Raw genomic sequence first — 25692 nt, 5'->3', positions numbered from 1 at the left:
GCGGACAGCGGGGAGGTCGATGGTAGCAACGCCGGGCGTCAGTCGCGTGTCATCAAGGGTTCCCGTGGAGTTCTTGGTGCAATGCAGCATGCTAAAGTCGATCGGCTTTTCCCGGCGTGCCACCCGCGCCGTGCCGCCCGCGGGCGGGCGCCGAACCGTCCGACTTCTTCGACTCGAACCACCCACCCTCGAATCCAGCGCGACCATGAAGATCCACGAATACCAAGGCAAAGAGATCCTGCGCCAGTTCGGCGTTCCGGTACCCCGCGGCTATCCGGCGTTCACCGGGCAGGAGGCCGTCGAGGCCGCCCAGAAGCTCGGCGGCCCGGTGTGGGTCGTGAAGGCGCAGATCCACGCAGGAGGCCGCGGCAAGGGCGGCGGCGTGAAGCTCGGCAAGAGCCTGGACGAGGTGAAGGCACTGTCGGGCCAGATCCTGGGCATGCAGCTCAAGACCCACCAGACCGGCCCCGAGGGCCAGAAGGTGCGGCGCCTGTACATCGAGGAAGGCGCGGACATCAAGAAGGAATATTACGTCTCGCTGGTGACCGACCGCGCGACGCAGAAGGTGGCCCTGATCGCCTCGAGCGAAGGCGGCATGGACATCGAGGAGGTCGCGCACAGCACCCCCGAGAAGATCATCACCGAGGTGATCGATCCGCTGGCCGGCCTCGGCGACGCGCAGGCGAAGAAGATCGCCGCCGCGATCGGCCTGCCGGAAGGCTCGCACGCCCAGGCGGTGACGCTGCTGCAGAACCTGTACCGCTGCTACATGGAGACGGATGCCTCGCTGGTCGAGATCAATCCGCTGAACTGCGACAGCAAGGGCAACCTGATCGCGCTCGACGCGAAGTTCAACTTCGACGCGAACGCCCTGTTCCGGCACCCCGAGATCGTCGCCTACCGCGACCTCGACGAGGAGGACCCGGCCGAGATCGAGGCCAGCAAGTTCGACCTCGCCTACATCCAGCTCGACGGCAACATTGGCTGCCTGGTCAACGGCGCGGGCCTGGCGATGGCGACGATGGACACCATCAAGCTGTTCGGCGGCGAGCCGGCCAACTTCCTCGACGTCGGTGGCGGCGCGACGGCCGAGAAGGTCACCGAGGCCTTCAAGATCATGCTGAAGAACCCCGAGGTCAAGGCCATCCTGGTCAACATCTTCGGCGGCATCATGCGCTGCGACACGATCGCCGACGGCGTCGTCACCGCCTCGCGCGCGGTCGGTCTGAAGGTGCCGCTGGTGGTGCGCATGAAGGGCACCAACGAAGACCTGGGCAAGAAGATCCTGGCCGACTCCGGCCTGCCGATCATCGCCGCCGACACCATGGCCGAAGCAGCCACCAAGGTTGTCGCCGCCGTCGCCTGAGCCCTCGAAGGACACCGAACATGAGCATCCTGATCAACAAGAACACCAAGGTCATCACCCAGGGCATCACGGGCAAGACCGGTCAGTTCCACACGCGCGGCTGCCGCGACTACGCCAACGGCAAGAACTGCTTCGTCGCCGGCGTCAACCCGAAGAAGGCCGGCGAGGACTTCGAGGGCATCCCGATCTACGCGAGCGTCAAGGAAGCCGCCGGGCAGACCGGCGCAACGGTGAGCGTGATCTACGTGCCGCCGGCGGGTGCCGCGGCCGCGATCTGGGAGGCGGTCGAGGCCGACCTCGACCTCGCGATCTGCATCACCGAGGGCATCCCGGTGAAGGACATGCTGCTGGTGCGCAACAAGATGAAGGCCAAGGAGGCCGCCGGCGGCAAGAAGACCCTGCTGCTCGGCCCCAACTGTCCGGGCCTGATCACGCCCGACGAGATCAAGATCGGCATCATGCCCGGCCACATCCACAAGAAGGGTCGCATCGGCGTGGTCAGCCGCTCCGGCACCCTGACCTACGAGGCGGTGGCCCAGCTCAGCGAACTGGGCCTCGGCCAATCGAGCGCGGTCGGCATCGGCGGCGACCCGATCAACGGCCTGAAGCACATCGACGTGATGAGGGCCTTCAACGACGATCCGGACACTGACGCGGTGATCATGATCGGCGAGATCGGCGGCCCGGACGAGGCCGAGGCCGCACGCTGGTGCAAGGCGAACATGAAGAAGCCCATCGTCGGCTTCATCGCCGGCGTGACCGCGCCTCCGGGCAAGCGCATGGGCCATGCCGGCGCGCTGATCTCCGGCGGCGCCGACACGGCTGACGCCAAGCTGGCGATCATGGAGGAGTGCGGCTTCACCGTCACCCGCAACCCGTCGGAGATGGGCAAGCTGCTCAAGGGCCTGCTCTGACCGCAGGCACGGGCGTCGCGCGACGCCCAGACAACTCCGCAAGGCCGCCCCAGGGCGGCCTTGTCCGTTACCGGCGCCGGGCGGGCGTCGCATGCGTAGTCTCCGCAAGCCGCGCCGGGGTATGGGGCCTCTACACTGCCCGTGGTCCGTGGGCACGGCCCGCACAGCGCAGCAGAAGGAAGCCAGATGGAACAGTTCATGACCCCGGACTTCTGGGTCGCGGTGGGGCAGATCATCCTGATCGACATCGTGCTCGGCGGCGACAACGCCGTGGTCATCGCGCTGGCCTGTCGCCAGCTGCCCGCGGCACAGCGCACCAAGGGCATCCTGTGGGGCACCGCCGGCGCCATCCTGCTGCGCGTCATCCTGATCTTCTTCGCGCTGACGCTGCTTGCCATCCCCTACCTGAAGCTGGTGGGGGCCGTGCTGCTGGTGTGGATCGGCGTCAAGCTGCTCGCGCCGGACCATGAGGACGGCCACGGCAACATCCAGGGCAGCGACAAGCTGTGGAGCGCCATCAAGACCGTGATCGTCGCCGACCTGGTGATGAGCATCGACAACGTGATCGCCATCGCCGGAGCCGCCGAAAGCGCCGGCGGCGATCACAAGATGCCGCTGGTGATCTTCGGCCTGCTGGTCAGCATTCCCATCATCGTCTGGGGCAGCCAGCTGGTGCTCAAGCTGATGGACCGCTTCCCGATCATCATCACCGTCGGCGGCATGCTGCTGGGCTGGATCGCCGGGACGATGGCCGTCACCGACCCTGCCGTGACGCATCTGGTCGAGCAGACCGACACCCTCAAGTACGCCGCCGGCATCGGCGGCGCGCTGCTGGTGCTGGCGATCGGCAAGTGGGTGGCGCGCAACCGCACTCCGGCGCCAAGCACCTGAACGCGCGCGCGGCCTGCTAACGTCCGGGGATGGCACCGACCGTCTCCCTCGCTGCGATACCTCTTTTCCGCCAACGCGCACCGGGCTGCCGCCTGAGGACAGCCTGCCCGGCGGCACCTGCCGCAGCAGCACGCGCGGCATGACGGGCCTCCTCTGGGCGGGGCTGGCGTTGGGCGTTGCGGCCGCCGCCCTGCTGTGGGCCTGGCGCCGCCGTCAACGCGCGGCCCGGACCCAGCGCCGGTCTGACCGGGCATCGGGCTTCAGCTTCGTCAGCACCCAGCACGACGCGGTAGCCGACACCGTGCTCGACCCGCGCGTCCTCGACGCGCAACAGCGCCGCATCGGACCCTATGTGGTCGAGCGCGACATCGGCCACGGCGCGATGGGCGCCGTGCTGCTGTGCCGCGACGAGCGCACCGGCGAAGCCGTGGCGCTGAAGACCATGGCGCTCGGCCGCGAATTCCACGGCGACGCGCTGGAGGACGCCCGCGAGCGCTTCTTCCGTGAGGCCCAGATGGCCGGCCGGCTGCAGCACCCCGACATCGTCTCGGTCCGCGAGGCCGGCGAGCAGGACGGCACCGCCTACATCGCGATGGAGCTGCTGAGCGGGCGCGACCTCAGCGAGTTCACCCAGCCCGGCCGCCTGCTGCCGGTGCCCGCCGTGCTGGGCATCATCGCCCGCGTGGCCCAGGCGCTGGCCTACGCCCACCGTCAGGGCGTGACTCACCGCGACATCAAGCCGGCCAACATCATGGTCGAGCTCAAGAGCGGCATGGTCAAGGTCACCGACTTCGGCATCGCCCGCATCATCGACTCGACGCAGACGCGGACCGGCATCGTGCTCGGAACACCTTCGTTCATGTCGCCGGAACAGATGGCAGGGGCCCGCGTCGACGGCCGCAGCGACCTCTACGCCCTGGGTGTCACGCTGTTCCAGCTGCTGACCGGCGTGCTGCCGCACCGGCCCGAGTCGATGGCCGAGCTGATCCGGTCGATCGCCAACGACGTGGCGCCCGACGTGCGCACGCTGCGTCCCGAACTGCCCGCGGCGCTGGCCGACATCGTGGCCCTGGCGCTGGAAAAGCGCCCGGAGATCCGCTACGCCGACGGCGAGGCGATGGCCGCCGATCTGCACGCGGTGCTGGTCCAGTTGCGCGAGCAGGCGCGGGAGCCGGCGCCCCCCCCCGCCGACGCACCGTCCGGCGGCGCCCGGCCGGCGCCCGACGCGCCAGAAGCCGGGCACAATCCTTAGTGTTCGCGCGCACTGGCGCGCTCAGCCGCTTTCCGATGCCCACGCTCCCGACCCCTCCTGCCTTGCGTTTCGAGTTCGTCAGTGCCACGGACACTGGCCGATCGCGCAACAACAACGAAGACGCGGTGGTGATCGACGAGGCCGCAGGCCTGGCGGTCCTTGCCGACGGCATGGGCGGCTACAACGCCGGCGAGGTGGCCAGCAGCATGGCCACCAGCTTCATCAAGGCCGAGCTCGGCCGCTGGCTCAGCGAAGCCAGCGCCCAGGCCACCGACACCGACGTGCGGCGCGCCATGGACATCTGCGTCGACAACGCCAACCGCGCAATCTTCAACGCCGCCAACTCCAATCCGCAATACGCCGGCATGGGCACGACGCTCGTGGTGGCCGTGCTGAGAGACGCGCGGCTGCTGCTCGGGCACATCGGCGATTCGCGTGGCTACCGCTGGCGCGAGGGCGAGCTGTCGCAGATCACCCGCGACCATTCCCTGTTGCAGGAGCAGCTCGATGCCGGCCTGATCACGCCCGAACAGGCGGCGGCCTCGAACAACAAGAACCTGGTCACCCGGGCGGTCGGTGTCGAGGACACCGTGCTGCTGGAGACGCACCTGCACCAGACCCAACCCGGCGACTGGATCCTGCTCTGCTCCGATGGGTTGTCGGACATGATCGACGACGAGCAGATCGCTGCCGTGTTGCGCCAGCACGACTCTTTGCCGCAGGCCGCCCAGGCGCTGGTCCAGGCTGCCAACGACGCGGGCGGACGGGATAACATCTCGGTCGTTCTGGTGCGCGCTTCGGGCACCGCGCCGGTGTCGCGGGCCTGGTGGCCGTTCCGCCGCTGAGGGGCGGCGTCCGGACATTCAGGCGCGCAGCAGGTCGCCGGGTTCCACTACATCAGAAGTCAGACGCACGGGGTCACGCATGGGCAAGCTGGTCGTATCGCTGGACGGGGTCGTCATCAAGGAAGTCCAGCTCACCAAGGACAAGACGACACTCGGTCGCCGGCCCTACAACGACATCGTGATCGACAACCTGGCCGTCAGCGGCGAGCACGCCGTGCTGCAGATGGTGGGCCAGGACGTCTTCATCGAAGACCTCAACAGCACCAACGGCACCTACATCAACGGCAAGGCCGTGAAGAAGCAGCTGCTGCAGCACAACGACACCGTCGAGATCGGCAAGTACAAGATCAAGTACCTGAGCGTAGAGAGCTCGGACTACGAGAAGACCATGATCATCAAGCCGGGTGCGGCGGCCACGGCGCCGAACTTCCAGCACACGGCGCCGATGAGCAACACCAACTTCGCAGCGCTGACCGGCACCAGCTCGGCCTTGATCAAGGTGCTCAACGGGGCGGCCGTGGGCCGCGAGGTGGCGTTGACCAAGGTGGTCACGACCGTCGGCAAGCCCGGCGTGCAGGTCGCGTCCATCACCAAGCGCCCCGGCGGCTACGTGTTCGCCCACGTCGAGGGCGGCAGCCGCCCCACGGTGAACGGCAGCGAGGTCAGCAGCGACCCCGTGCATCTGAAGAACGGCGACGTGATCGAACTCGCCGGTACGCAGATGCAGTTCGTGCAGAACTGAGCAGGCCTCGGGCCGCCTCGTCCGTCCGGGACGGCGCTGCAGGCATTAATGCCGCCGCGCGACCGCTTTGCGCCAACCCCGGGTGCGCCGCCGGCCGCGCCGTGAGGCATCGCACAGCGCAGCGCTTGCCCGCCGTTCGCCCCGGCGGCACCATCCCTGGGTGACGTTTCCCGTTCTGCCGACCCCTGCCGCCGCTACCGCGACGGTGGTATCTCCATGAGCCGCGCCCCCGTGCGCCTGCAGGTGCTCGGCTGCTCCGGCTCCATCGCCTCGGGCAGCCGCACCACTGCCTTCCTGCTCGACGACAACGTGCTGATCGACGCCGGCACCGGCGTGGGCGACCTGGCCCTCGACGCGATGGCCCGCGTGGACGACATCCTCGTCTCGCATTCCCATCTCGATCATGTGCTGGCCATCCCGCTGCTCGCCGACAGCGTGATGAAGCTGCGGCTGGCGCAGCCCGAACGCGGACCGATCCGCGTGCACGGACTGCCCGAGACGCTGGCGGCGCTGCGCGCCCACCTCTTCAATGGCCAGCTCTGGCCCGACTTCACCAGCATCCCGAGCGCCGCCTACCCGATCATCCGGCTGCTGCCCTTCGCCATTGGCGACACCCTGCGCTTCGGCCGCGGCGATGCCGAGCGGCACGTGGAGGTGCTGCCGGCATCGCACACCGTGCCGGCCTGCGGCTTCGCCGTCGACAGCGAAGAAGGCTGGTGGGTCTACAGCGGCGACACCGGCTCCAACCCGGCGCTGTGGGCGGCGCTGAAGGGCCGCCGCATCGCTCACCTCATCATCGAGACTGCCTTCGGCGACGACGAGCGCTGGCTCGCCGACCTGAGCGGCCACCTCGCGCCCAGCAGCCTGGCCACCGAGCTGGCCCAGCTGGACGGCAGCGTGCCGGTGCACATCACCCATCCCAAGCCCGGCGAGGTGGCGGCAGTGGTGGCGCAGATCCGGGCCATCGACACGGCGCATCGGGTGGAGCCGTTGGTGAAGGGGTTGGTGTTCACCCTTTGAGCGCGCTTCGCGATGCGACCAAAAGTGTCGACATCGGATGGCCACGGTTCCTCAAATCAGCGTCCCATGTGACGTGATCTGTCCCAGTTTCACCGCCATGCGCAAACGCTCCGTGGTTTAGCGCACATTCGACAGATTCAGGCCGTTGGCATGGAGCCTGCCTTTCAAACCACGTCTTTCACTCGGTTCAACCGCTCAAGGAGAGTTCAGATCATGAAGAAGCACATTCAGAAGGGTTTCACCCTCATCGAATTGATGATCGTCGTGGCGATCATTGGCATCCTGGCAGCGGTTGCGTTGCCGGCGTACCAGGACTACACGATCCGCTCGCGCGTCACGGAAGGTTTGAGCCTCGCTTCGGCTGCGAAAGTCAACGTCGCAGATATTCTGGCCTCCGGCAACCCGGGAGCTGATGCTGCTGGGTATGGCCTTGGCTATGTTCCCCCTGGTGTTACCCGAAACGTCATCGCCAACGGTGTTGCGATTGCTGCTGGTACAGGCATCATCACGATCTCGTATGCGCCGTCTGTCGCTGCCGCTGGTGCGAACACGCTCACACTTGGGCCCGCAGTTGCGGGGGCGGCGTTGCCCGTCGGCACCGGTGCATTCACTCCGCCGCAAGGCAACATTACGTGGCGCTGTGCGGCTGCGCTCGCGGGCAACTTGAACCCCGGTCAAGCCGCCGGCACCCTTGCTGCTCGGTTGGCTCCGTCCGAATGCCGTTGATACGGACTTGACTCAACCACAAAGGGGCGCTTCGGCGCCCTTTTGCATTGCCGAGGCCCCAATGCAAAAGGGCGCCTCGCAGTGCTTGCTCGCCCTTGCGGACAGCCAAGCGCAATGGCAAATCGATCTTCGTGACACGCGAATCGACGGGTGCTCTCAAACTTCCCCTCGTGACGTCGCAGAATCCGTATCGCCTCTGCGGGCGACTTCTCGGGATTCAACAACCAAGGCCAGAATAGTGCACACGCTGGGACCGCTTACGCCGTAGCCGTTATCGTTTGGTCCCCCGCTCCTCGGCCTTGCTGTCTCGGCCTCGCGCCCATGCCTTGTCCCGCACGTTCGACGCAAGCGCCCCTTGGATTGCTGCTGGCCCTAGTCAGTGTCTCTCTTCCCTTGCTACTCGCGCCAGCAACGGTTCCGGACTCGGTGTTCTACAACCAGATTGTCGGAACAGCTGGATGGGGGCTGTGCGTGCTGTTGATTGCTTCATCATGCGGTTCGGCACCGCCGTTGAACGGGGAGCATCAAGCAGCACGATGGGCCGCAACTCTGGCGTTCGTTGTTTGCATCGTGTATTCCCTAGCGAGATTTGATGACGGTCAGGGCGGACCGTCGCTGGTGTTACTCGCAGCAAGCGTAGCGCTGTTGGTCGCAAGCGGCAACGCCGGCCCGTGCAGTGCGCCGGCGATGGCCTGGGCCTGGTGGATCGCTGGAATGGCCTGCGTGGCCGTGGCACTGGTGCAGTACTTTGCCCCGTCGCTGGCCAATGGCTGGCTGGTCGCCAACCCCGGTGCTGCCGGTCGCGCCGTCGGCAACATGCGCCAACCCAACCATCTGGCCACCGCCCTGTTGTGCGCGATGGTCATGACTGCGTGGCTTTGGCAGGCGGGTCGCCTGCGCGCGCCCTGGGCCGTCGCCTCGCTCTTCGCCATGGTGCTGGCGGTGGCGCTTAGCGCCTCGCGGACCGGCGCGCTTTCGGTCGGCGTGCTGCTGCTGTGGGCCGCGGTCGATCGCACACTGCCGCGCGCCGCCCGATGGACGCTCGCGCTGACGCCCGTGGTCTATCTCTTCTGCTGGGCCGGCCTGGCGGAGTACGCCGAGTGGCAGCAGGCCCATTTCTACGGCGCCGAACGACTGCAGTCACACAGCGACATCAGCAGCTCCCGCTTCGCGATCTGGCGCAATGCGTTGACGCTGATCGCACAGAACCCGTGGACCGGCGTCGGCTGGGGCAACTTCAACTTCGCGTGGACCTTCACGCCCTTCCCGGACCGGCCGGTCGCGTTCTTCGACCACACGCACAACCTGCCGCTGCAGCTCGCGGTCGAGATCGGCCTGCCGGCCACGGCCTTGGTGCTGGGACTGTTCGGATGGGCCCTGTGGCGCGCACGCGGCGCGTGGCGGGTGGCGGGCGAACAGCCGGGCCATCCGGCGCGCGCGGCTTTCGTGATGCTGGTGGTGCTGGGGGTGCACAGCCTGCTCGAGTACCCGCTGTGGTATGCCTACTTCCTGCTGCCGGCAGCCTGGGCGCTGGGTGTGTTTCTCGGGTCGGCGCCGACGAAGGAGCCTGCCTCCGATCTGAATGAGCCGGCGAGTCCGGCGGTCGCCATCATGGCGCGGTGGTCGACGTTCCTTCTGCGTGCGGCCGGTGCACTGATGATCGTCGGCGCCGCGTATGCCGCCTGGGATCACCGCCGCGTCGAGGTGATCTTCGCGCCGCCGGCCGGCGCCGGCCCGTTGGCGGAACGCATCGCCGCCGGACGCGAGAGCGTGCTGTTCGGCTATCACGCCGACTACGCCGCCGTGACCAACGAGCCGAAGGATCAGGCGCTTGCAAGCTTTCGCCGTCCGCTGCACCACCTGGTCGATGTGCGTCTGCTCATCGCGTACGTCGAGGCGCTGAAGGCCAATGGTCGCGATGCCGAGGCGCTGTACGCAGCCCAGCGATTGCGAGAATTTCGGCGCGAAGACGCGCAGGCCTACTTCAAGAATTGCACGGCCGACAACCCGGTGCCGCCCTTCCAGTGCCGAACCGATCCGGTAGCGCTGACCTGGCGCGACCTGGAGCCTTGAGCCGGGGGGCGCCGTCAGCCCGCGGTGTCGGCCACGAACGAACCCGACTTGCCGCCATGCTTCTCGAGCAGCCGCACGCCCTCGATCACCATGCCCCGGTCGATCGCCTTGCACATGTCGTAGATGGTCAGCAGGCCGATCTGCACGGCCGTCAATGCCTCCATCTCCACGCCGGTGGGCCCCAGTGTCTCGGCCGTCACGCGGCAGGCAATGCGAGTGGCGGTCTCATCGATCTCGAACTCGGCGGCCACGCGCGTCAGCGGCAGCGGGTGGCACAGGGGGATCAATTCGGCCGTGCGCTTGGCCGCCTGGATGGCCGCGATGCGCGCGATGCCGATCACGTCCCCCTTCTTCGCGCTGCCCTGCGAGATGACCTGGAGCGTGGCCGGCAGCATGCGGATCCAGCCCTCGGCCACCGCCACGCGGTGCGTCGCCGCCTTGGCGGACACGTCGACCATGTGGGCCTGGCCCTGGGCGTCGAAGTGGGTCAGTCCGCTGGCCGGTGAAGATGACTTGGGGGTGACGCTCATGGCTGCGGCAACAATGGGAAACAAGGCTGCGGCATCATAGACGCACGCCTTGCTGAACTGCCTTGCTGCGCGAAGGTCACACCCGAGACCCGCCGCCGACCTGCCCGATGGACCAGTCTTTCCCTTCTCCCGCCTCGCCGCCCCCGGCGCAGCGCTTCTCGCTCGGTCCTCGGCTGCGTGCCGCCGGCATCCACCTTGGCTTGAGCGCGGTGATCGCAGCCCTTGCCGCGGCACTCGTGTTCGGGCTCTGGTACCCCACGCCGTTCCGTGAGATCTCCGGCGGGCGCGAGTTGTTCTTTATCGTCGTGGCCGTCGATGTGGTGCTGGGCCCGTTGATCACTTTCGCCGTATTCGATCGGCGCAAGCCGTGGCGCGAGCTGCGGCGCGATCTAGCCATCGTCGGGATCATACAAATTGCGGGCCTGCTGTACGGGTTGCATACGGTTTACGTGGCGCGCCCAGCGGTCATGGTCCTCGAGGTGGATCGGCTTCGAGTCCTCACTGCCGTTGACCTCCCTGCGGCAGAGCTTGCCAAGGCCCCACCAGAGTTCAGGGATTTGCCTTGGCACGGGATCCATGTGCTGGCCGCGCGCCGAGCCACGGATGCAGAACGCCTCGAATCTATCGAAATGGCCATGGCCGGCGTCGATATCGGTCAGCGCCCGGAGTTCTGGCTGCCGGCGTCCGAAACGAAGGCCGCATTGCTTCAAAGCGCAAAACCTCTCTCCGAACTGCGAAAGCGCCACATCACGCGATCCGCCGAACTGCAGAAGTACATTGCCGCAACTGGCAGCAGCGACGAGCAACTGAAGTTCCTCCCCCTGTTCGCGCGCCGTGCCGACTGGGTCGCATTACTCGACGCCGGCAGCGGCGAACTGGTGGGCTATGCGCCTTTCGATGGCTTCTGACCGACGCCGCCGCTGGCCGCGTGCTCTGCCGCTGGCCTTGAGCCTGGCCCTTGCCGCACAAGGCCTGGCGCCCGCCGCCCTGGCGCAGCAGGGCAGTCCTGGCTCGCGCAACAACCTGCCGGCCCTGGGCGACAGCGCGTCCGACGACATCTCGGTACCGAACGAGCGCCGCATCGGCGACCGCATCATGCGCGACATCCGACGCGATGCGGATTATCTCGACGACCCGATCCTGCTCGAGTACGTGCAGACCATGATGAGCGCGCTCATCGTGTCGTCGCGCGAGCGCGGCAACATCCCGACGGAGCTGGACGAGCGCTTCGCGTGGGAGGCCTTCCTCGTGCGCGACCGCACGGTGAACGCCTTCGCGCTGCCGGGTGGCTACATGGGCGTGCACCTGGGCCTGATGGCCATCACGGCGACGCCTGCCGAACTGGCCTCGGTGCTGGCGCACGAGCTGTCGCACGTGACGCAGCGGCACATCGCGCGCAGCGTGGGCGCGAACAAGCTCACGTCTCTGGCCGGAATCGCAGGGCTGATCCTCGGCGTGCTCGCGGCCAGTCGCAGCCCGGAGGCCGCCAATGCGCTGATCACCGGCGGGCAGGCGGTGGCCGTGCAGGGGCAGCTGAACTATTCGCGCGATGCAGAGCGCGAGGCCGACCGCGTGGGCTTCAACGTACTCACCGGCGCCGGCTACTCGCCGGCCGGCATGCCGGCGATGTTCGAGAAGCTGCTGCAGGCCTCGCGCCTGAACGACAGCCAGAATTACCCTTACCTGCGCAGCCACCCGCTGACCACCGAACGCATCGGCGAAGCCCGCTCGCGCCTCGGTGTGGCCCATACCGCGCCGCCGCCCCGGCCGCTGCTGCACGTGCTGATGCAGGCCCGCGCCCGCGTGCTGATGGACACGCGCGACAGCGCGCTCCAGCGCGCCCAGGACTTCGACACCGAGCGGGCCCTGGCCACCGTCGCCGCGCCCGCCGACCGGCTGGGGGCGCTGTACGGCAGTGCGCTGGCGTCGATCCTGCGGCGCGATTTCTCGCGCGCCGACGCGGCCTTGAGCGCTGCACGTCCGCTGGCGGACGGCGACAAGGACGCCATGAATGCCTTGGCGCTGTTGACGCTGCAAGGTCTGCTGGTGCGCAGCGATGGCATGCGCGCCGACCCCGTGCTCGGCAGCCTGCTGGCCGCGCCGGGAGGGCAGGACTCCCGCACGCTGCTGCTTGCGCAGGCGCAACGCGCGCTGCTGCCAGGCAGCCCGCCCGAGATGCAGCGCGCGGCCGTCGACCGCCTTCAGACCTGGGTGGCCGTCCACCGGCAGGATGCGCTGGCCTGGGGCAGCGCTGCGCAACTGTGGGAACGGCTGGGTCAGCGGCTGCGGGCCGTGCGCGCGGACGCCGAGTCGCGCGCGGCGGTCGGTGACGTGCAGGGCGCCGTCGAGCGGCTGCGTGCAGCGCAGAAGCTGGCCCGCACGGCGACCGGCAGCGACTTCATCGAGGCCTCGGTGCTCGAATCCCGGCTGCGCGAGCTGGAGCTGCAGCGCCGGCAGATCATTGCCGAGGAGCGCGGCGAGCTTTGAGGTCGGCGCGTCGGAGCGACGGCACGACCCACCGGCACCTCAGCGGCTGAACAGCCGCTCCATCGCCGCGTCGATCACGAGCCCGCACACGCTGTAGATCAGCGAGCCGATCAGGGCAGCGCCGAAGCCGCGCACGCTGAAGCCGTCGAGCACGCTGGCGGCGAAATAGAACATCAGCGCGTTGATGACGAACAGGAACAGGCCCAGCGTCAGCAGCGTGACCGGCAGGGTCAGCAGCACCAGCAGCGGGCGCAGCACGGCGTTGAACAGGCCGAGCACCAGCGCCGCGATCATCGCGGCACCGAAGCTCTGCACCACGACGCCCGGGTAGAGATGGGCCACCAGCAGCAGCGCGGCCGCCAGCAGCAGCCATCGGACGAGGATCTTCATGGCGCGCAGGATACACGGCGAGCCGCGGATCCTGCGCGGATGCTGCCCGCGTCAGACCACGCTCAGCCGCACTTCGATGTTGCCGCGCGTGGCGTTCGAGTACGGGCACACGCCGTGCGCCGCCTCGACCAGCGCCTCGGCGTCGGCCTTGGCCATGCCGGGGATGCTGATCGCCAGGTCGACCTCGATGCCGAAGCCCTGGGGGATCCCGCCGATGCCGACCTTGCCGGTCACGGTGGTGTCGGCCGGCAGCGTCTGCTTCTTCTGGCCGGCCACGAACTTCATCGCGCCGAGGAAGCAGGCCGAATAGCCCGCGGCGAACAGCTGCTCGGGGTTGGTGCCGGGGCCGCCGCCTCCGCCCAGTTCCTTCGGCGTGGACAGCTGGATGTCGAGCACCTTGTCCGACGACACGGCGCGGCCCTCGCGGCCTCCGGTGGCGGTGGCCTGGGCACGGTAAAGCACGTTCTCGATCTTGTTCATGGTCGGTCCTTTCAGGAGCAGCGGGTGGAATGCGGCCTTCTGTCTGTCGTTCAGGCCGCGGCGGAAACCTCGGTGTCGTGGTGGAGCGCCGCGCGCAGCTGCTGCAGCGTCGCGGTCAGCGTGGCCAGTTCGCCCGACGAGCAGGTGGCGGCTTCGGCCAGCGCCGCCGGGATCCCGAGCGCGCGCCGCCGCAGCGTGCGGCCGGCAGGTGTCAGCGTGACGACGACACGGCGCTCGTCGTCGGTGGCGCGCTCGCGCGTCAGCAACCCGGCGGCCTGCAGCCGCTTGAGCAGCGGCGTCAGCGTGCCGGAGTCGAGGAACAGACGTTCGCCGAGCGAAGAGACGCTCGATCCGTCGTGTTCCCACAGCGCCAGCATCACCAGGTACTGCGGGTAGGTCAGCCCCAGGGCGTCGAGCAGGGGCCGGTAGCGCTTGGTCATCGCGAGAGAGGCCGAGTAGAGCGCAAAGCACAGCTGCGCATCGAGCGCCAGTGCAGGCGCAGGTGCGGCCGCCACCGGCCGGCGCAGCGCACGCCGCAGCGGCCGACGGGCCGTCGCGCGCGCCGCGCTGTCGAGCAACGGTCGGGTCGGAGTGCGGTGCGTGGCCATGGGTGAACTTTAGCGCCGATCTCACAATTAAATTGCACACAATAGAATTGTCAACATTCAAAAAAGGGACTTCCGATCGCGGCGCGGCCGCCTCGTTCCGCGCGTTCGATGCGGCGTTGCATCATGACTCGCAGCGTCGCAAGTGATGCCCGGCAGCGACAGAACGGGCCGCCAGCCCGCAGCAATGCGCGTTTTCCATGGACAAACTGCTTCTCAATGCAGCACACGCGCAGTACCATTCGCGCCGCAGGGTCGCTGTGAGAATGAGAGCTCATGCGGCTATCGCCCGGGGCCCAGCACATCAACAACTTTTGATGGAGTGATTCAAATGGCAACTGCGAAGAAGGCCGCCGCCAAGAAGGCGCCGGCAAAGAAGGCCGCTCCGGCCAAGAAGGCAGCACCGGCGAAGAAGGCCGCTCCGGCCAAGAAGGCGGCGCCCGCCAAGAAGGCTCCCGCGAAGAAGGCCGCTCCGGCCAAGAAGCGCACGCCGAACGCCGCCTTCATGAAGGCCCTGACGCCCAGTGCTGCGCTGGCCGCGATCGTCGGCGACAAGCCGCTGCCGCGCACCGATGTGACCAAGAAGATCTGGGAATACATCAAGAAGCACAAGCTGCAGGACGCCGTGCAGAAGCGCGTGATCGTCGCGGACGCCAAGCTGAAGGAAGTCTTCGGCAAGGCCAAGGCCGACATGTTCGAGATGACCAAGCTCGTCAACAGTCACCTCAAATGAGCTGCCGGTCCTTGTGACCGCATCGGAAGCCCGGCCCTGGCCGGGCTTTTTTTGTGGGCGCCTGTCTGAGGCAGCCCACCGCGCAGCGGCTGCCGTGTCAGCCGAACGGCCGCACGCCGATCCATGCACCGTGGGCCCAGAACGCGAACACCGCCCACGCCACGGCACCGACCACCACGGTGATCGCGGTCGCCCCGGCGCGGCCGGGCGGGGTGGCCACCCCCGTAGCGCGGTCCCGGCCGCGCGCGGCACGGAAGCACAGCACGGCCCAGACCAGGAAGCCGCCGAACAGCAGCACATCGGCCAGCGTGCCGTTGGCCAGCAGGTGCGCAAAGGCCCAGACCTTGACGCTCAGCACCATCGGATGGTGCAGCTTCGCCTTGAGGCCGTTGCCCGGCACGTAGGCGGCGGCCAGCAGCACGAAGGCCACCAGGGTCAGCAGCGCGGCAATGTGGCGCATCGCAACCGGCGGCGTCCACAGCAGCACCGGCTGCTGCCGCGCCAGGCCGTAGCCCCACGCCAGCAGCACGAAGCCGATCAGCGACACCACCGCGTAGGCGGCCTTCCAGCGCGCCTCGCCCACGCGCGCCAGCGTGCGCGTGCGCCAGGGCTCCGCAAAGATGCGCACCGAGTGCGTGCCGAGAAAGAGAACAAGGCCGAGGATCAGGACGAGCATGAAGGACTCCGGTGGTTGCGCGCGAGCGTAACGCAGCCTTGGCCGCGGGCGTGCCACGGGTAGGATCACCGGGAACCCACCGAAAGCCCCTGATGACGACCCTCGACTGCATCGAGATCCAGACCACCGAACACCCCGCCGCCAGCATCATCGTGCTGCACGGCCTGGGCGCCGACGGCAACGACTTCGTGCCGATCTGCGAGGAGCTCGACCTCGACGCCGTCGGCGGCGCGCGCTTCGTCTTCCCGCACGCGCCGACGCGGCCGGTCACGATCAACGGGGGCTACGTGATGCGCGCCTGGTACGACATCCTCGGCCCCGACGGGCCGCGCCGCGAGGACGAAGCCGGGCTGCGCGCATCACTGGAGCTGGTGCGCGCGCTGATCGAACGCGAGAACGCGCGCGGCATCCCCAGCTCGCGCATCGTGCTGGCCGGCTTCTCGCAGGGCTGCGCGATGACGCTGCTGACCGGCCTGCGCCACGGCGAGCGCCTCGCGGGCCTGGCCGGCCTCTCGGGCTACCTGCCGCTGGCGCCAGTGACCGCCGACGAGCGCAGCGCGGCCAACGCCGACGTGCCGATCTTCCTGGCCCACGGCCGCGCCGACCCGGTGATCCCGCTCGCGCGCGCCACCGCCTCGCGCGACGCGCTGCAGGCGCTGGGCTATGTGGTGGAGTGGCACGAATACCCGATGCCGCACTCGGTGTGCCCGGAGGAGATCGTCGACCTGAACCGCTGGCTGCTGCGCGTGCTGGCCTGAGGCCGCGCGACGGGAGGGGGTCCGCGGCTTATGACACCTCTTCGGTCGTCACCTCGAAGCGCAGCAGCTGGTTCTGCCCGAAGGCCATCGTGATCGGCACGTCGCCGGCGTCGCGGCCGCGGCCCATCACGATGCGGCCGATGCGAGGCTGGTTGTGGCGGGCGTCGAAGGTGTACCACTGCTCGCCGAGGTAGACCTCGAACCAGGCGCTGAAATCCATCGGGTAGGGCGCCGGCGGCACGCCGATGTCGCCGAGGTAGCCGGTGACGTAGCGCGCCGGGATGTTCATGCAGCGGCACAGCGTGACGGCCAGGTGGGCGAAGTCGCGGCACACGCCGGTGCGCTCGCGGTAGCCCTCGAGCGCGGTGCGGTTGGCGCGGGCGTTCCGGTAGTCGAAGCGGATGTGCCCGTGCACGAAATCGCAGATCGCCTGCACGCGCGCCCAGCCCAACGGCGTCTGGCCGAACTGGTTCCACGCGAAGTTCAGCAGCTCGCTGTCGACCTCGCAGTAGCGGCTGGGCAGCAGGAACTGCAGCGTCGCCAACGGCAGGTCGCGTGGATCGTGCTGCCAGGCGCCGTAGGCCACCGGGTCGGGCAGGCCGGAATCGCGCACCACCGCGTCGTTGGTGAAGCGCACCGAGCCCACGCCCGGCGGCACGTTGACGCGCCCGCAGTGGTTGCCGTAGCTGTCGACGTATTCGTCGTTGCCGAAGAAGGGCGTGATCCAGAAGTTCTCGGGCGTCACCAGGTCGTCGCGCCGCGTGGGGTGCACGTGCAGCAGGTGGATGAGCGCCATCGGCGACGCGACGGACAGCTCGATGTCGAACCCGATCTTGATCAGCACGGCACGGCTCCTGAAGAAGGACGCCGGGAGATCGAGCGCCTGTCGACCGAGTGTGCGCTGCAAGCGGCGCGCCCACTGCAGCAAATGACGCAAGGCGTTGTGAGACGGCACGCCGCGTCGCTGTCGGACACGCACCGGACTGCGCCGCCAAGAGCCTTTCTAGATGCACACGAAACGCTCGATCTGCCGGGCGACCCACGCGCCGTCGTCGAGCGGCAGGTCGTGGCCCGCGGTCGGGTGCTCGGCGATCGGCAGCGCCCACGCCTGCGCCAGCCGGCGCGAGCACTGCGGATCGACCAGCGCGTCCCGCGTGCTCGCCAGCACCAGCAGCGGCACCGGAGGGCGCGGCTGCGGCGCGCGAAAGCGTGCTGCGGCGAGCAACTGCCGCAGCGCATTGGCGCGCGACACCGGACATTCGCGCCGCCACGCCGTCCACACGCCCAGCAGCGCGTCGCGTTCCGCCTCTTCGAAGCAGCGCCGGCTGGTCATTGCCAGGATGCTGCGCTCCCATTCGGCCGCATCGGCGTCGCTCAGCGCCAGCCGCAGCAGCGTCGCGTACTGCGACGGCCGCAGCCGCTGATGAAAGGCGCCGAAGGGCCGCAGGCTGGTGTTGATCAGCACCGCAGCGGCCAGCTCGCGCGGCTGGGCGTGGGCCCAGGCCAGCGCCACCATCGCGCCGAGCGACATCGCCAGCACGCGGTAGGGCGGCGCCACGCCCAGGGCCTGCAGCGCAGTGCGGCAGTGCGCCGCCATCGCCGGCACGCTGGCCGGGCTGCGCTGCGCGTGCAGCGCACCGTTGCCCGGCAGGTCGAGCGCGATGACCGGCGCGCCGGGCTGCAGCGCGCGCAACTGCGCCGCGAAGTCGCCCCAGTGCCGCGCCTCGCGCGTCAGGCCGCGCAGCAGCACCCAGGGCTCGGCGTCGTCCGCCGCAGATCGCACGCCCGTGCTCACCGCCGCACCCCCCGGTACCAGCGCGCCAGCGCCTGCTCCTGGTGCTGCTCGCGCGCCGTGCCCTGCGGCAGCCAGGCGGCATGGCCGCAGGCGGCGCGGGCGATGAAATCCAGCCAGGCCACGTGCCGCCGCAGCACGCGCTGCTGGCGGTGCTGGATCAGCGGGTTGAACAGGCCGTGGCGCGTGAACAGCTGGCGCGGGTTCTTCTTCACCCACAGCCACGAGCCCATCTCCAGCGTCAGCGGCAGGAACACACGCTCGGAATGCTGCTCGCTGGCGCGCAGATAGAGGTGGTCCCACAGGTCGCCGTGCGCCAGGTACTGACGGCTCTGCGGCTCGAACACGTAGCGGTGGTGGGTGTGCGCCTGGTCGAGCAGGGCGTTCAGCGCATGCATCTCCGCCAGGTGCGGGATCGGCCGCGCCGTGTGGGCGTAGGGAAACCAGATGCGGTCGTGCAGGCCGAAGCCCGAGTGGCAGTCGACCGCGACGCTGAAGCGCCGCGTCAGCAGCTCCTCCTGCACCACGCAGCACAGCGCCTGGCTCTCGGCCTCCATCGCGGCGCCCAGCGCGCCGCGGTACCACGGCAGGCCGGCGCTGAGCCGCTGGCCGCCCACCAGGAAGGGCGCGCGGTCGTCGGCGTCGACCGGTGCATTGCGCATCAGGTCCACGCCTTGCGGGTTGGCGCGCGTGCCGCGCCACAGCCCACCGGGGTTGACCAGCGGCATGAACACCAGGCGCAACATGTCGAGCTGGCGGTGCAGCAGCACGTCCCACGACAGGCGGTTCACCACGCTGCGCAGGCAGGCCAGCACCACCTCGGCGCCGATCCGCTCCAGCCCGTGCACGCCGCCGAAGAAACCGACCGCCGGCAGCGCCGGATCGGGATTGCCCAGCGTGATGGCGTGGACCGGCAGACAGAGGCCGTCGCCGACGCTCACCTCGCACACCACGCGCTGCTGCAGGTGCGCGCCGCCTTGCTCGACGATGCGCTGCAGTTCGGCGAGTTCGGCCAGTTCAGGAGAGGTCACTCGGCACAGTCCGGCCACGGGAACCCCAGGATAGCGGCGCCGACCCGCCGGCACGGCCTTCTTCATGCGCCGCGGCGGGTTTCACCGCACCGCCATCAAGGTGTCATAGGCCGCCGCTAGCGTGCGTCGGCACGGGCCTGTTCCAGGTCCGGCGCAATGCAGGGAGCCCCCATGAACGACGGTCGCACTCGACGCCAGCCTTTCGGCCTTCCGGCGCGCGCCCTCGGCAGCGCGCTGCTGTGGGGGGCGGTGGAGTTCGTCGCCTTGTGCCGCTCGCGCTGGGTGGGGCGGAGGCTGCGCAAGGCCTGATGCGGCGCGGCGCGCGTCGCGCGGCAGGGCTCTACCAGTCCTTCAACCGCCGCTTGAGCTTCTGCACCACCACCGCGTGCATCTGCGACACGCGCGAGGGGCTGACGCCCAGCGACTCGGCGGCGTCCTGGTGGTCCAGGCCGCGCTCGTAGATCATCTTCATCATCAGCTGCTCGCGCTCTTCGAGCGTGTCGAACGCCGCGTTGAGGGCTGTCGTGCGCTGGCGGCGCTGCAGGGCGGCCAGCGGGTCGGCGTGGTCGTCGGCGGTGGCGTGCAGGTCGTCCTCGGCGCCGCGGGCCGAGGCCTCGTCAGCCAGGCCGTCGAGCGGCGCGTCGCCGGCGCGTTGGCCGGCGGCGCCGGCCTCCACCAGGCGCTGGTGCAGGCGCGCCAGCGACCAGCCGAGCTCGCTGGCCACTTCCATCGCGCGCGGCGGGCGCAGCAGGCGGTGCTCGAGCGCCTGCACCGCGGCGCGGATGGCGCGCTGGTGGGCACGGGCGTCGCGCGACAGGGTGTCGGCGGCGCGCAGGCTGTCGAGCATGGCGCCTTCGATGCGGCGCGAGGCATAGGTGTCGAAGCTGGCGCCGAAGCTTTCCTCGAAGCGGGTGATCGCCTCGTTCAGGCCGATCAGGCCGGCCTGCAACAGCTCGTCCATCTCCACGTTGGCCGGCAGCCGCGCGCGCATGCGCTTGGCGATGCGGCGCACCAGCGCGCCGTGCTGGTGCAACTGCTCGTTGCGCACGGTGGCCGCGGTGTCGGCGGTGGAGGGAGCCATGGCCGTGTTGTCGGTCACCGCCGCTGGAACTTGAGTCCCTGGCTTGCGGGGACTCACAGGCCGGCCTCGGCCAGGCAGCGCCGCAGGCCGCTGCGCTGCGCTCGCTGCAGGCGGGCCAGCAGCGCATGACTCACCGCACGCTCGGCTAGCTCGGCGGCAAAGCGGACGCGCAGGTCGTCCTGCATGCGCAGCAAAAGGTGGGCGGCGGTCTCGGCATCGGCCAGCGCGCGGTGGGCGCGGCCGCCGTCGGGGAGCGCATGCAGCTTCGCGAGCGTGCCCAGCCGGTGGTTCGGCGCTTCGGGGTAGAGGCGGCGCGCCAGCAACAGCGTGCAGGCGAACGCGTGGGCGGCGTCCTCGTCACAGCCGGCGCGGGCGCGCTCGGCCTGCCAGAAACCGCGGTCGAAGGCCGCGTTGTGCGCCACCAGCGGGCAGCCGGCGGTGAAGTCGAGCACCTCGCGCATCACCCGCTCGGCCGGCGGCGCGCGCTCCAGCATGCGGTTGCTGATGCCGGTGAGCTGCTCGATGAACGGCGGCACCCAGGCGCCGCTGTTCATCAGGCTCTGGTAGCGGCCGACGATCTGCCCGCCGCGCACCAGCACCGCGGCGATCTCGGTGGCGCGCGCGCCCTGGCCGGGCGAGATGCCGGTGGTTTCGAAGTCGATGACGGCGATGGTTTCCATGCGGGAGCAGCCGCGAGTGTCGCCCGAACCGGCCCGGGGCCGCGCCAGCGCCGCCGTCCGTCGGCGGCACGCGCCTTCCTCCTACAGCGCCGGCGCGCGGCGCTCGGTACAAATGGGATCGTCTCCTCTTCCTTGCCATGAGTTCCGCCGACGCCTCGTCCTCCTTCGCCTTCAAGGTGCTGACCGTGAACACCCACAAGGGCTTCACCTCGTTCAACCGCAAGTTCATGCTGCATGAGCTGCGCGACGCAGTTCGCACCGTGGGTGCCGACGTGGTGTTCCTGCAGGAAGTGCAGGGCACGCACGAGCGCCACACGGCCCGCCTCGCCAACTGGCCGGCGGTGCCGCACTACGAGTTCCTGGCCGACTCGATCTGGCCTCAGTTCGCCTACGGCCGCAACGCGGTCTATCCGCACGGCCACCACGGCAACGCGGTGCTGTCCAAGTTCCCGATCCTGCGGCACGAGAACCTCGACGTGTCGATCAGCGGGCCCGAGCGGCGCGGCCTGCTGCACTGCGTGCTGCAGTTGCCCGGCCGCAGCGCCAACGTGCACGCGGTGTGCGTGCACCTGGGCCTGCAGGAGTCGCACCGCAGCCGCCAGCTCGCGCTGTTGTGCGAGCTGGTCGAGCGCGAGGTGCCGGCCGACGCGCCGCTGGTGGTGGCCGGCGACTTCAACGACTGGCGGCGCAGCGCGCACCGCGTGCTGGAGCACCGCGCCGGCCTGCGCGAGGTGTTCCTGCACTCGGGAGGCACTTCCGCCCGCACCTTCCCGGCCCGCTTCCCGATGCTGCAGCTCGACCGCATCTACGTGCGCAACGCCGCGGTGCACGCACCCATGGTGCTGCCGCGCAGGCCGTGGTCGCACCTGTCGGACCATGCGCCGCTGGCAGCGGAGATCTCGCTGTGAGCGCGCCACGCTGGGTCGACGGCAACCGCTTCACGCTGCTGGAGAACGGCGAGGCCTACTTCCCGCGCGTGTTCGAGGCCATCGCCGCGGCGCGCCACGAGGTGTTGCTGGAGACCTTCATCCTGTTCGAGGACAAGGTCGGGCTCGCGCTGCATGCCGCGCTGCTGTCGGCGGCACGCAATGGCGCGAAGGTCGACATCACGATCGACGGCTTCGGCTCGCCCGACCTGTCGCCGGCCTTCATCGGCGCGCTCACCGAGGCCGGCGTGCGCGTGCACGTGTTCGACCCCGGCACGCGGCTGTTCGGCTGGCGCACCAACCTGTTCCGCCGCATGCACCGCAAGATCGTGGTGGTGGACGGCGAGCGCGCCTTCGTCGGCGGCATCAACTATTCGGCCGATCACCTGGCCGACTTCGGGCCCGAGGCCAAGCAGGACTACGCGGTGGAGCTGGAAGGCCCGCTGGTGGCGCACATCCAGCGCTTCGTGCAGCAGGCCATCGTCGAAGGGCGCCCGGGCCGGTCCTCCTCGGAGCGCCGCTGGTTCCGACGTCGCGCACCGCCGTCGGCGCTGCCGCCGCAGGCCGCCGCCGGCGCCGCCCAGGCGATGTTCGTCACGCGCGACAACCGCGAGCACCCGCAGGACATCGAGCGCCACTACCGCGCCGTGATCCGCGCCGCGCGCCACCGTCTGGTGATCGCCAATGCCTACTTCTTCCCCGGCTACCGGTTGCTGAGGGAGCTGCGCCGGGCGGCGCGGCGGGGCGTGCAGGTCTCGCTGATCCTGCAGGGCGAGCCCGACATGGCCATCGTCAAGAGCGCCGCGGAGATGCTGTACCACCACCTGCTGCGCGCCGGCGTGCACATCTACGAGTACTGCGAGCGCCCGCTGCACGGCAAGGTGGCAGTGGCCGACGACGAGTGGTCCACCGTGGGCTCCAGCAACCTCGATCCGCTGAGCCTGTCGCTCAACCTCGAGGCCAACGTGATGATCCGCGACCGGGACTTCAACCGCCAGCTGGGCGAGCGGCTCGATCACCTGATGGCCCACTGCTGCAAGCGCATCGAGGCCACCGACCTGCAGGAGTCCAGCCTGTGGCGGCTGGTGCGCAGCTTCTTCGTCTTCCACTTCCTGCGCCGCTACCCGGCGTGGGCCGGCTGGCTGCCGGCGCATGCGCCCCGGCTCAGCTCGGTGTCGCACGCGCCGGCCGCCGGCGCCGAGCGGCTCACCGAGCCGGCGCGGAGCTGACGGCGGTGGCGGCCGGGCCGGCCTCCGCGACGGCGATGCCCCGGCGCACCGCGGCCGGACCGCGCCACGCTGCGGGCGGGCGACGCGGCCTCACGTCGCGGCCCTGGTGGCCTTGGGCGAAACGCGGCCTCACGTTGGCCTTCTTCGCGTTCGTCACCTACCTGCTGGTGACCCAGGCCCGCACGGTGGAATGGACCGAGGTGACGGCGTCGGTGAAGAAACTGCCTGCCGCGAGCCTGTGGGCCGCCGCCGCGCTGGCCGCGGCCAGCTATGCGCTCTACAGCTGCTTCGACCTGCTGGGCCGCCACAGCACCGGCCACCCGCTCGGGCCGCGCACGGTGATGGGCGTCAACTTCGTCAGCTACGCCTTCAACCTGAACCTGGGCTCGCTGGTCGGCGGCGTGGCCTTCCGCTACCGGCTGTACGCACGGCTGGGGCTGGACAACGAGGTGATCACGCGCGTGCTGTCGATCAGCATGCTGACCAACTGGCTCGGCTACCTGCTGCTCGCCGGCACGGTGTTCCTGCTGTGGCCGCTGGCGCCGCCGCCCGACTGGAAGCTCGATGGTCGGGCCTTGCAGGTGCTGGGTGGGGTGCTGCTGGCGGCAGCCGTCGCCTACGTGGCGCTGTGCGCCTTCTCGCCGCAGCGCAGCTGGACGCTGCGCGGCCACCGGCTCGATCTGCCCTCCGGCCGCTTCGCGCTGCTGCAGCTGGCGATGTCCAGCGCCAACTGGCTGCTGATGGCCACGCTGGTGTTCGTGCTGCTGCAGCAGCGCATCGACTTCCCCACCGTGCTGGGCGTGCTGCTGGTGGCCGCGATCGCCGGCGTGATCACCCACGTGCCCGCCGGCCTGGGCGTGCTGGAGGCGGTGTTCGTGGCGCTGCTGTCGCACGAGCTGCCGAAACACGAACTGCTCGGTGCGCTGCTGGCCTACCGGGCGCTCTACTACCTGGGCCCGCTGGCGGTGGCGACGCTGGCCTACCTGGCGATGGAACTGAAGGCGCGCCGTCTGGCGGCGCCCGCGCGCGGCTGACGGCCCGTAGGCACCCACCCGACCGAGCGCCGGGCCGCCCCAAGCCGGCCGGGCGCCCCCTCGGGGGCAGGCTGCGGTACGCCGCAGCCGGGGGCCCACATCAAAGTCGCCCCGCGCAGTTCGGCGCGCCGCAGCGACAGCGCAGCCGGCCTTCGTGGTGGCTCTCGCCGTAGTCGACGCAGAGCTCCTCACCGACCGCGATGTCGCGCATGGCGTAGAACTCCACGCGCCCCTGGCGGATGCGCAGCGACGCGTTGGGCGCGCAGGAGTGGTTGGTGAAGCGCAGCGGATCGGCCGACTGCGAGGCGTCGATCGCCCGCCGCTCGGACACCTCGACGATCATGATGCGGGCCTGGCCTCTGGCGCGGCGGCGCGCCTCGCGCACGCTGATCGATTCGCCGCGGATCTCGCCGATCTTGCGGCGCGCCGGAATGGCCTCGGCGGCGAACGCGCCCTGGCCGTCGATCCGACTGGGCCGCACGCTGACGGCGAACTTCTGCGGATCGGCCGGCACGCCCTTGGCGCGCGGCGGGACGGCGCGGGTTTCTGCGGCGGGGACGTTCGCGCTGATGCGCGGCATGGATCGATTGTCGCGTCAAGTCAGCGCGCTTCCAAAGCGCGCGTCGGATGTCACGTTCGCAGGCGGCAGGGTGGAGAACTGACCCGGCGAAGGCCCGCTTTTCCCCTTCATGTCCGGGGTGCGCGGCCGATAAGCTTCGTACCAGTCCCATCGACGTCAGCACACACCATGAGCTACGCACACACCAACACTGCCCACCGTTCTTCGTCGCTGCACGCCCTGCGCAGCCGCGATGCGATCGAATGGGAGGAACTGCCCTCGTTCGCCGATTCGCTGACCCAGCGCCTCGTCGTGCTCGGCCAGCGCCCGCTGGGCGAACGCATCGAGGCGGCTTCGCCGGCCTGGGTCGAGACCATGGCGGCCGACCTCGACCTGCTGCCGCCGTCGGAGCCGTTCCGCGAAGCCTTCCAGGGCCTGCACACCCGCGAGGTGCACGAGCCCGAGGTGTTCCGCCTGTTCTTCGGCGACTGATCGACCCCGGGCGTGGCGCGGCGCCTGCCGCCGTGCCCCGCCCCGTGTCGGACGACGCCGACACGCGCTCGCGCCGCCGCCCGACGGACGCGACACCACCACCCTCCTATCCTTGCCTCATGACGCGCGCACGCGCGGCCGGCGCATTCGCGCCCCGGCCCGTGCGCAGGGAGCCGCTCATGCTGCGCAAGATCCTCATGTTCACCGTGACCTCCGGCCTGGCCATGCAACTGGTTCGCAACCTGTCGCGTCGCAAGGCGCAGCGTGAAGCGCTGCTCGATCGCGAGGCGGTCCGCACCTGGGAAGAGGAAGGCGGCGCCGTGAAGCCGGCCGATCCTCCAGCCCGGCCCTCGCCCCGCGCCACCACGCATTGAGTCGCC

Annotated in this window: 30 protein-coding genes; 19 read left to right on the top strand and 11 right to left on the bottom strand. The window is 69.6% G+C overall.

Features of this window, described 5'->3' with window-relative positions; all coding sequences use genetic code 11:
* Nucleotides 1–205 precede the first annotated feature (205 nt).
* The 9 genes from sucC to MPE_RS00305 all read left to right on the top strand — a co-directional run bounded on the left by sucC (nucleotide 206) and on the right by MPE_RS00305 (nucleotide 9829).
* Nucleotides 206–1366 (top strand): ADP-forming succinate--CoA ligase subunit beta, encoded by a 1161-nt coding sequence (sucC, locus tag MPE_RS00345; RefSeq protein ID WP_011827673.1) that lies wholly within the window; start codon nucleotides 206–208, stop codon nucleotides 1364–1366.
* 20 nt (nucleotides 1367–1386) lie between these two features.
* Nucleotides 1387–2280, top strand: a complete 894-nt coding sequence (gene sucD / locus MPE_RS00340; RefSeq protein WP_011827672.1) for a succinate--CoA ligase subunit alpha — start codon at nucleotides 1387–1389, stop codon at nucleotides 2278–2280.
* A 186-nt stretch (nucleotides 2281–2466) separates the two neighbouring features.
* Nucleotides 2467–3171: a TerC family protein gene (locus MPE_RS00335; RefSeq protein ID WP_011827671.1), complete on the top strand. Its 705-nt coding sequence runs from the start codon at nucleotides 2467–2469 to the stop codon at nucleotides 3169–3171.
* Between the two features lie 139 nt (nucleotides 3172–3310).
* Nucleotides 3311–4423 (top strand): serine/threonine-protein kinase, encoded by a 1113-nt coding sequence (locus MPE_RS00330; RefSeq protein ID WP_148210861.1) that lies wholly within the window; start codon nucleotides 3311–3313, stop codon nucleotides 4421–4423.
* Between the two features lie 35 nt (nucleotides 4424–4458).
* Complete coding sequence (locus tag MPE_RS00325; RefSeq protein WP_011827669.1) at nucleotides 4459–5268, top strand: Stp1/IreP family PP2C-type Ser/Thr phosphatase; 810 nt, start codon at nucleotides 4459–4461, stop codon at nucleotides 5266–5268.
* A 79-nt stretch (nucleotides 5269–5347) separates the two neighbouring features.
* Nucleotides 5348–6010, top strand: coding sequence for an FHA domain-containing protein (locus MPE_RS00320; RefSeq protein ID WP_011827668.1), 663 nt, complete (start codon nucleotides 5348–5350; stop codon nucleotides 6008–6010).
* Between the two features lie 216 nt (nucleotides 6011–6226).
* A complete protein-coding gene (locus tag MPE_RS00315; RefSeq protein ID WP_011827667.1) occupies nucleotides 6227–7030 on the top strand; it encodes a 3',5'-cyclic-nucleotide phosphodiesterase in 804 nt (267 codons plus the stop codon).
* Nucleotides 7031–7180: 150 nt separating this feature from the next.
* Entirely contained in the window at nucleotides 7181–7756 is a 576-nt protein-coding gene (locus tag MPE_RS23100; protein WP_083767920.1) for a pilin, read from the top strand.
* A gap of 360 nt (nucleotides 7757–8116) precedes the next feature.
* On the top strand, nucleotides 8117–9829 hold the full coding sequence (locus MPE_RS00305; RefSeq protein WP_158304590.1) for a PglL family O-oligosaccharyltransferase: 1713 nt from the start codon (nucleotides 8117–8119) through the stop codon (nucleotides 9827–9829).
* Nucleotides 9830–9843: 14 nt separating this feature from the next.
* Here MPE_RS00305 and moaC read toward each other — a convergent pair whose 3' ends face one another.
* Nucleotides 9844–10359 carry a cyclic pyranopterin monophosphate synthase MoaC gene (gene moaC / locus MPE_RS00300; RefSeq protein WP_011827663.1) on the bottom strand — a complete coding sequence of 172 codons (516 nt, stop codon included), beginning with the start codon at nucleotides 10357–10359 and terminating at the stop codon, nucleotides 9844–9846.
* A gap of 107 nt (nucleotides 10360–10466) precedes the next feature.
* Here moaC and tfpZ point away from each other — a divergent pair, with 107 nt between their 5' ends.
* Together tfpZ and MPE_RS00290 are read left to right on the top strand one after the other, a co-directional pair.
* Nucleotides 10467–11267: a TfpX/TfpZ family type IV pilin accessory protein gene (gene tfpZ, locus MPE_RS00295; protein WP_011827662.1), complete on the top strand. Its 801-nt coding sequence runs from the start codon at nucleotides 10467–10469 to the stop codon at nucleotides 11265–11267.
* Nucleotides 11257–12846 carry a M48 family metalloprotease gene (locus tag MPE_RS00290; protein ID WP_148210860.1) on the top strand — a complete coding sequence of 530 codons (1590 nt, stop codon included), beginning with the start codon at nucleotides 11257–11259 and terminating at the stop codon, nucleotides 12844–12846. The genes tfpZ and MPE_RS00290 overlap by 11 nt, the downstream gene beginning before the upstream one ends.
* A 39-nt stretch (nucleotides 12847–12885) precedes the next feature.
* On the opposite strand, the gene MPE_RS00285 is transcribed toward MPE_RS00290, so the two are convergent.
* The 3 genes from MPE_RS00285 to MPE_RS00275 are packed head-to-tail and all read right to left on the bottom strand — an operon-like array spanning nucleotide 12886 to nucleotide 14324.
* A complete protein-coding gene (locus MPE_RS00285) occupies nucleotides 12886–13236 on the bottom strand; it encodes a phage holin family protein (protein WP_011827660.1) in 351 nt (116 codons plus the stop codon).
* A 51-nt stretch (nucleotides 13237–13287) separates the two neighbouring features.
* On the bottom strand, nucleotides 13288–13716 hold the full coding sequence (locus tag MPE_RS00280) for an organic hydroperoxide resistance protein (RefSeq protein WP_011827659.1): 429 nt from the start codon (nucleotides 13714–13716) through the stop codon (nucleotides 13288–13290).
* A 50-nt stretch (nucleotides 13717–13766) separates the two neighbouring features.
* Nucleotides 13767–14324, bottom strand: a complete 558-nt coding sequence (locus tag MPE_RS00275; protein ID WP_011827658.1) for a MarR family winged helix-turn-helix transcriptional regulator — start codon at nucleotides 14322–14324, stop codon at nucleotides 13767–13769.
* 328 nt (nucleotides 14325–14652) lie between these two features.
* Between MPE_RS00275 and MPE_RS00270 the strand changes: the two genes are divergently transcribed.
* Nucleotides 14653–15054: an SWIB/MDM2 domain-containing protein gene (locus MPE_RS00270; RefSeq protein ID WP_011827657.1), complete on the top strand. Its 402-nt coding sequence runs from the start codon at nucleotides 14653–14655 to the stop codon at nucleotides 15052–15054.
* Nucleotides 15055–15151: 97 nt separating this feature from the next.
* Here the strand turns inward: MPE_RS00270 and MPE_RS00265 are convergent, their stop codons facing one another.
* Entirely contained in the window at nucleotides 15152–15730 is a 579-nt protein-coding gene (locus MPE_RS00265) for an NnrU family protein (protein ID WP_011827656.1), read from the bottom strand.
* A 92-nt stretch (nucleotides 15731–15822) separates the two neighbouring features.
* On the opposite strand from MPE_RS00265, the gene MPE_RS00260 reads away from it, so the two are divergent.
* Nucleotides 15823–16488 (top strand): alpha/beta hydrolase, encoded by a 666-nt coding sequence (locus MPE_RS00260; RefSeq protein ID WP_041929479.1) that lies wholly within the window; start codon nucleotides 15823–15825, stop codon nucleotides 16486–16488.
* 28 nt (nucleotides 16489–16516) lie between these two features.
* Here the strand turns inward: MPE_RS00260 and MPE_RS00255 are convergent, their stop codons facing one another.
* The 3 genes from MPE_RS00255 to MPE_RS00245 all read right to left on the bottom strand — a co-directional run bounded on the left by MPE_RS00255 (nucleotide 16517) and on the right by MPE_RS00245 (nucleotide 19311).
* Complete coding sequence (locus tag MPE_RS00255) at nucleotides 16517–17332, bottom strand: transglutaminase-like domain-containing protein (RefSeq protein ID WP_011827654.1); 816 nt, start codon at nucleotides 17330–17332, stop codon at nucleotides 16517–16519.
* 159 nt (nucleotides 17333–17491) lie between these two features.
* Complete coding sequence (locus MPE_RS00250; protein ID WP_041929785.1) at nucleotides 17492–18271, bottom strand: alpha/beta fold hydrolase; 780 nt, start codon at nucleotides 18269–18271, stop codon at nucleotides 17492–17494.
* A gap of 8 nt (nucleotides 18272–18279) precedes the next feature.
* Entirely contained in the window at nucleotides 18280–19311 is a 1032-nt protein-coding gene (locus MPE_RS00245; RefSeq protein WP_041929784.1) for a M14 family zinc carboxypeptidase, read from the bottom strand.
* 171 nt (nucleotides 19312–19482) lie between these two features.
* Between MPE_RS00245 and MPE_RS24255 the strand changes: the two genes are divergently transcribed.
* Nucleotides 19483–19620: a hypothetical protein gene (locus tag MPE_RS24255; RefSeq protein WP_158304589.1), complete on the top strand. Its 138-nt coding sequence runs from the start codon at nucleotides 19483–19485 to the stop codon at nucleotides 19618–19620.
* A gap of 31 nt (nucleotides 19621–19651) precedes the next feature.
* Here MPE_RS24255 and MPE_RS00240 read toward each other — a convergent pair whose 3' ends face one another.
* Together MPE_RS00240 and MPE_RS00235 are read right to left on the bottom strand one after the other, a co-directional pair.
* Nucleotides 19652–20392 (bottom strand): sigma-70 family RNA polymerase sigma factor, encoded by a 741-nt coding sequence (locus tag MPE_RS00240; RefSeq protein WP_129449337.1) that lies wholly within the window; start codon nucleotides 20390–20392, stop codon nucleotides 19652–19654.
* Nucleotides 20393–20445: 53 nt separating this feature from the next.
* Nucleotides 20446–21072, bottom strand: a complete 627-nt coding sequence (locus MPE_RS00235; protein WP_011827650.1) for a 3'-5' exonuclease — start codon at nucleotides 21070–21072, stop codon at nucleotides 20446–20448.
* Between the two features lie 137 nt (nucleotides 21073–21209).
* Between MPE_RS00235 and MPE_RS00230 the strand changes: the two genes are divergently transcribed.
* Genes MPE_RS00230 through MPE_RS00220 form a run of 3 tightly spaced genes read left to right on the top strand, consistent with a single transcriptional unit; the run spans nucleotide 21210 to nucleotide 24261 of the window.
* Nucleotides 21210–21980, top strand: coding sequence for an endonuclease/exonuclease/phosphatase family protein (locus tag MPE_RS00230; RefSeq protein WP_011827649.1), 771 nt, complete (start codon nucleotides 21210–21212; stop codon nucleotides 21978–21980).
* On the top strand, nucleotides 21977–23227 hold the full coding sequence (clsB, locus tag MPE_RS00225) for a cardiolipin synthase ClsB (RefSeq protein ID WP_011827648.1): 1251 nt from the start codon (nucleotides 21977–21979) through the stop codon (nucleotides 23225–23227). The genes MPE_RS00230 and clsB overlap by 4 nt, the downstream gene beginning before the upstream one ends.
* 35 nt (nucleotides 23228–23262) lie before the next feature.
* The gene (locus tag MPE_RS00220) at nucleotides 23263–24261 is read left to right on the top strand and encodes a lysylphosphatidylglycerol synthase domain-containing protein (protein WP_011827647.1); all 999 of its coding nucleotides are present in this window, start codon (nucleotides 23263–23265) and stop codon (nucleotides 24259–24261) included.
* 100 nt (nucleotides 24262–24361) lie between these two features.
* On the opposite strand, the gene MPE_RS00215 is transcribed toward MPE_RS00220, so the two are convergent.
* On the bottom strand, nucleotides 24362–24841 hold the full coding sequence (locus tag MPE_RS00215; protein ID WP_011827646.1) for an SET domain-containing protein: 480 nt from the start codon (nucleotides 24839–24841) through the stop codon (nucleotides 24362–24364).
* A gap of 168 nt (nucleotides 24842–25009) precedes the next feature.
* On the opposite strand from MPE_RS00215, the gene MPE_RS00210 reads away from it, so the two are divergent.
* Nucleotides 25010–25312, top strand: coding sequence for a hypothetical protein (locus MPE_RS00210; protein WP_011827645.1), 303 nt, complete (start codon nucleotides 25010–25012; stop codon nucleotides 25310–25312).
* A 179-nt stretch (nucleotides 25313–25491) separates the two neighbouring features.
* Entirely contained in the window at nucleotides 25492–25686 is a 195-nt protein-coding gene (locus MPE_RS00205) for a hypothetical protein (protein WP_011827644.1), read from the top strand.
* Nucleotides 25687–25692: the final 6 nt, after the last annotated feature.

Source organism: Methylibium petroleiphilum PM1, from assembly GCF_000015725.1.
Classification (GTDB): Bacteria; Pseudomonadota; Gammaproteobacteria; order Burkholderiales; family Burkholderiaceae_C; genus Methylibium; species Methylibium petroleiphilum.
The sequence above is the reverse complement of the archived record's forward strand: the minus strand, read 5'-3'. Positions and strand labels throughout refer to the sequence as shown.

Coding starts and splice junctions, on each gene's coding strand:
- sucC (WP_011827673.1), top strand. CDS start 206: ATGAAGATCCACGAATACCAAGGCAAAGAGATCCTGCGCCAGTTCGGC.
- sucD (WP_011827672.1), top strand. CDS start 1,387: ATGAGCATCCTGATCAACAAGAACACCAAGGTCATCACCCAGGGCATC.
- MPE_RS00335 (WP_011827671.1), top strand. CDS start 2,467: ATGGAACAGTTCATGACCCCGGACTTCTGGGTCGCGGTGGGGCAGATC.
- MPE_RS00330 (WP_148210861.1), top strand. CDS start 3,311: ATGACGGGCCTCCTCTGGGCGGGGCTGGCGTTGGGCGTTGCGGCCGCC.
- MPE_RS00325 (WP_011827669.1), top strand. CDS start 4,459: ATGCCCACGCTCCCGACCCCTCCTGCCTTGCGTTTCGAGTTCGTCAGT.
- MPE_RS00320 (WP_011827668.1), top strand. CDS start 5,348: ATGGGCAAGCTGGTCGTATCGCTGGACGGGGTCGTCATCAAGGAAGTC.
- MPE_RS00315 (WP_011827667.1), top strand. CDS start 6,227: ATGAGCCGCGCCCCCGTGCGCCTGCAGGTGCTCGGCTGCTCCGGCTCC.
- MPE_RS23100 (WP_083767920.1), top strand. CDS start 7,181: ATGGAGCCTGCCTTTCAAACCACGTCTTTCACTCGGTTCAACCGCTCA.
- moaC (WP_011827663.1), bottom strand. CDS start 10,359: ATGAGCGTCACCCCCAAGTCATCTTCACCGGCCAGCGGACTGACCCAC.
- tfpZ (WP_011827662.1), top strand. CDS start 10,467: ATGGACCAGTCTTTCCCTTCTCCCGCCTCGCCGCCCCCGGCGCAGCGC.
- MPE_RS00290 (WP_148210860.1), top strand. CDS start 11,257: ATGGCTTCTGACCGACGCCGCCGCTGGCCGCGTGCTCTGCCGCTGGCC.
- MPE_RS00285 (WP_011827660.1), bottom strand. CDS start 13,236: ATGAAGATCCTCGTCCGATGGCTGCTGCTGGCGGCCGCGCTGCTGCTG.
- MPE_RS00280 (WP_011827659.1), bottom strand. CDS start 13,716: ATGAACAAGATCGAGAACGTGCTTTACCGTGCCCAGGCCACCGCCACC.
- MPE_RS00275 (WP_011827658.1), bottom strand. CDS start 14,324: ATGGCCACGCACCGCACTCCGACCCGACCGTTGCTCGACAGCGCGGCG.
- MPE_RS00270 (WP_011827657.1), top strand. CDS start 14,653: ATGGCAACTGCGAAGAAGGCCGCCGCCAAGAAGGCGCCGGCAAAGAAG.
- MPE_RS00265 (WP_011827656.1), bottom strand. CDS start 15,730: ATGCTCGTCCTGATCCTCGGCCTTGTTCTCTTTCTCGGCACGCACTCG.
- MPE_RS00260 (WP_041929479.1), top strand. CDS start 15,823: ATGACGACCCTCGACTGCATCGAGATCCAGACCACCGAACACCCCGCC.
- MPE_RS24255 (WP_158304589.1), top strand. CDS start 19,483: ATGAACGACGGTCGCACTCGACGCCAGCCTTTCGGCCTTCCGGCGCGC.
- MPE_RS00240 (WP_129449337.1), bottom strand. CDS start 20,392: ATGGCTCCCTCCACCGCCGACACCGCGGCCACCGTGCGCAACGAGCAG.
- MPE_RS00235 (WP_011827650.1), bottom strand. CDS start 21,072: ATGGAAACCATCGCCGTCATCGACTTCGAAACCACCGGCATCTCGCCC.
- MPE_RS00230 (WP_011827649.1), top strand. CDS start 21,210: ATGAGTTCCGCCGACGCCTCGTCCTCCTTCGCCTTCAAGGTGCTGACC.
- MPE_RS00220 (WP_011827647.1), top strand. CDS start 23,263: ATGCCCCGGCGCACCGCGGCCGGACCGCGCCACGCTGCGGGCGGGCGA.
- MPE_RS00215 (WP_011827646.1), bottom strand. CDS start 24,841: ATGCCGCGCATCAGCGCGAACGTCCCCGCCGCAGAAACCCGCGCCGTC.
- MPE_RS00210 (WP_011827645.1), top strand. CDS start 25,010: ATGAGCTACGCACACACCAACACTGCCCACCGTTCTTCGTCGCTGCAC.
- MPE_RS00205 (WP_011827644.1), top strand. CDS start 25,492: ATGCTGCGCAAGATCCTCATGTTCACCGTGACCTCCGGCCTGGCCATG.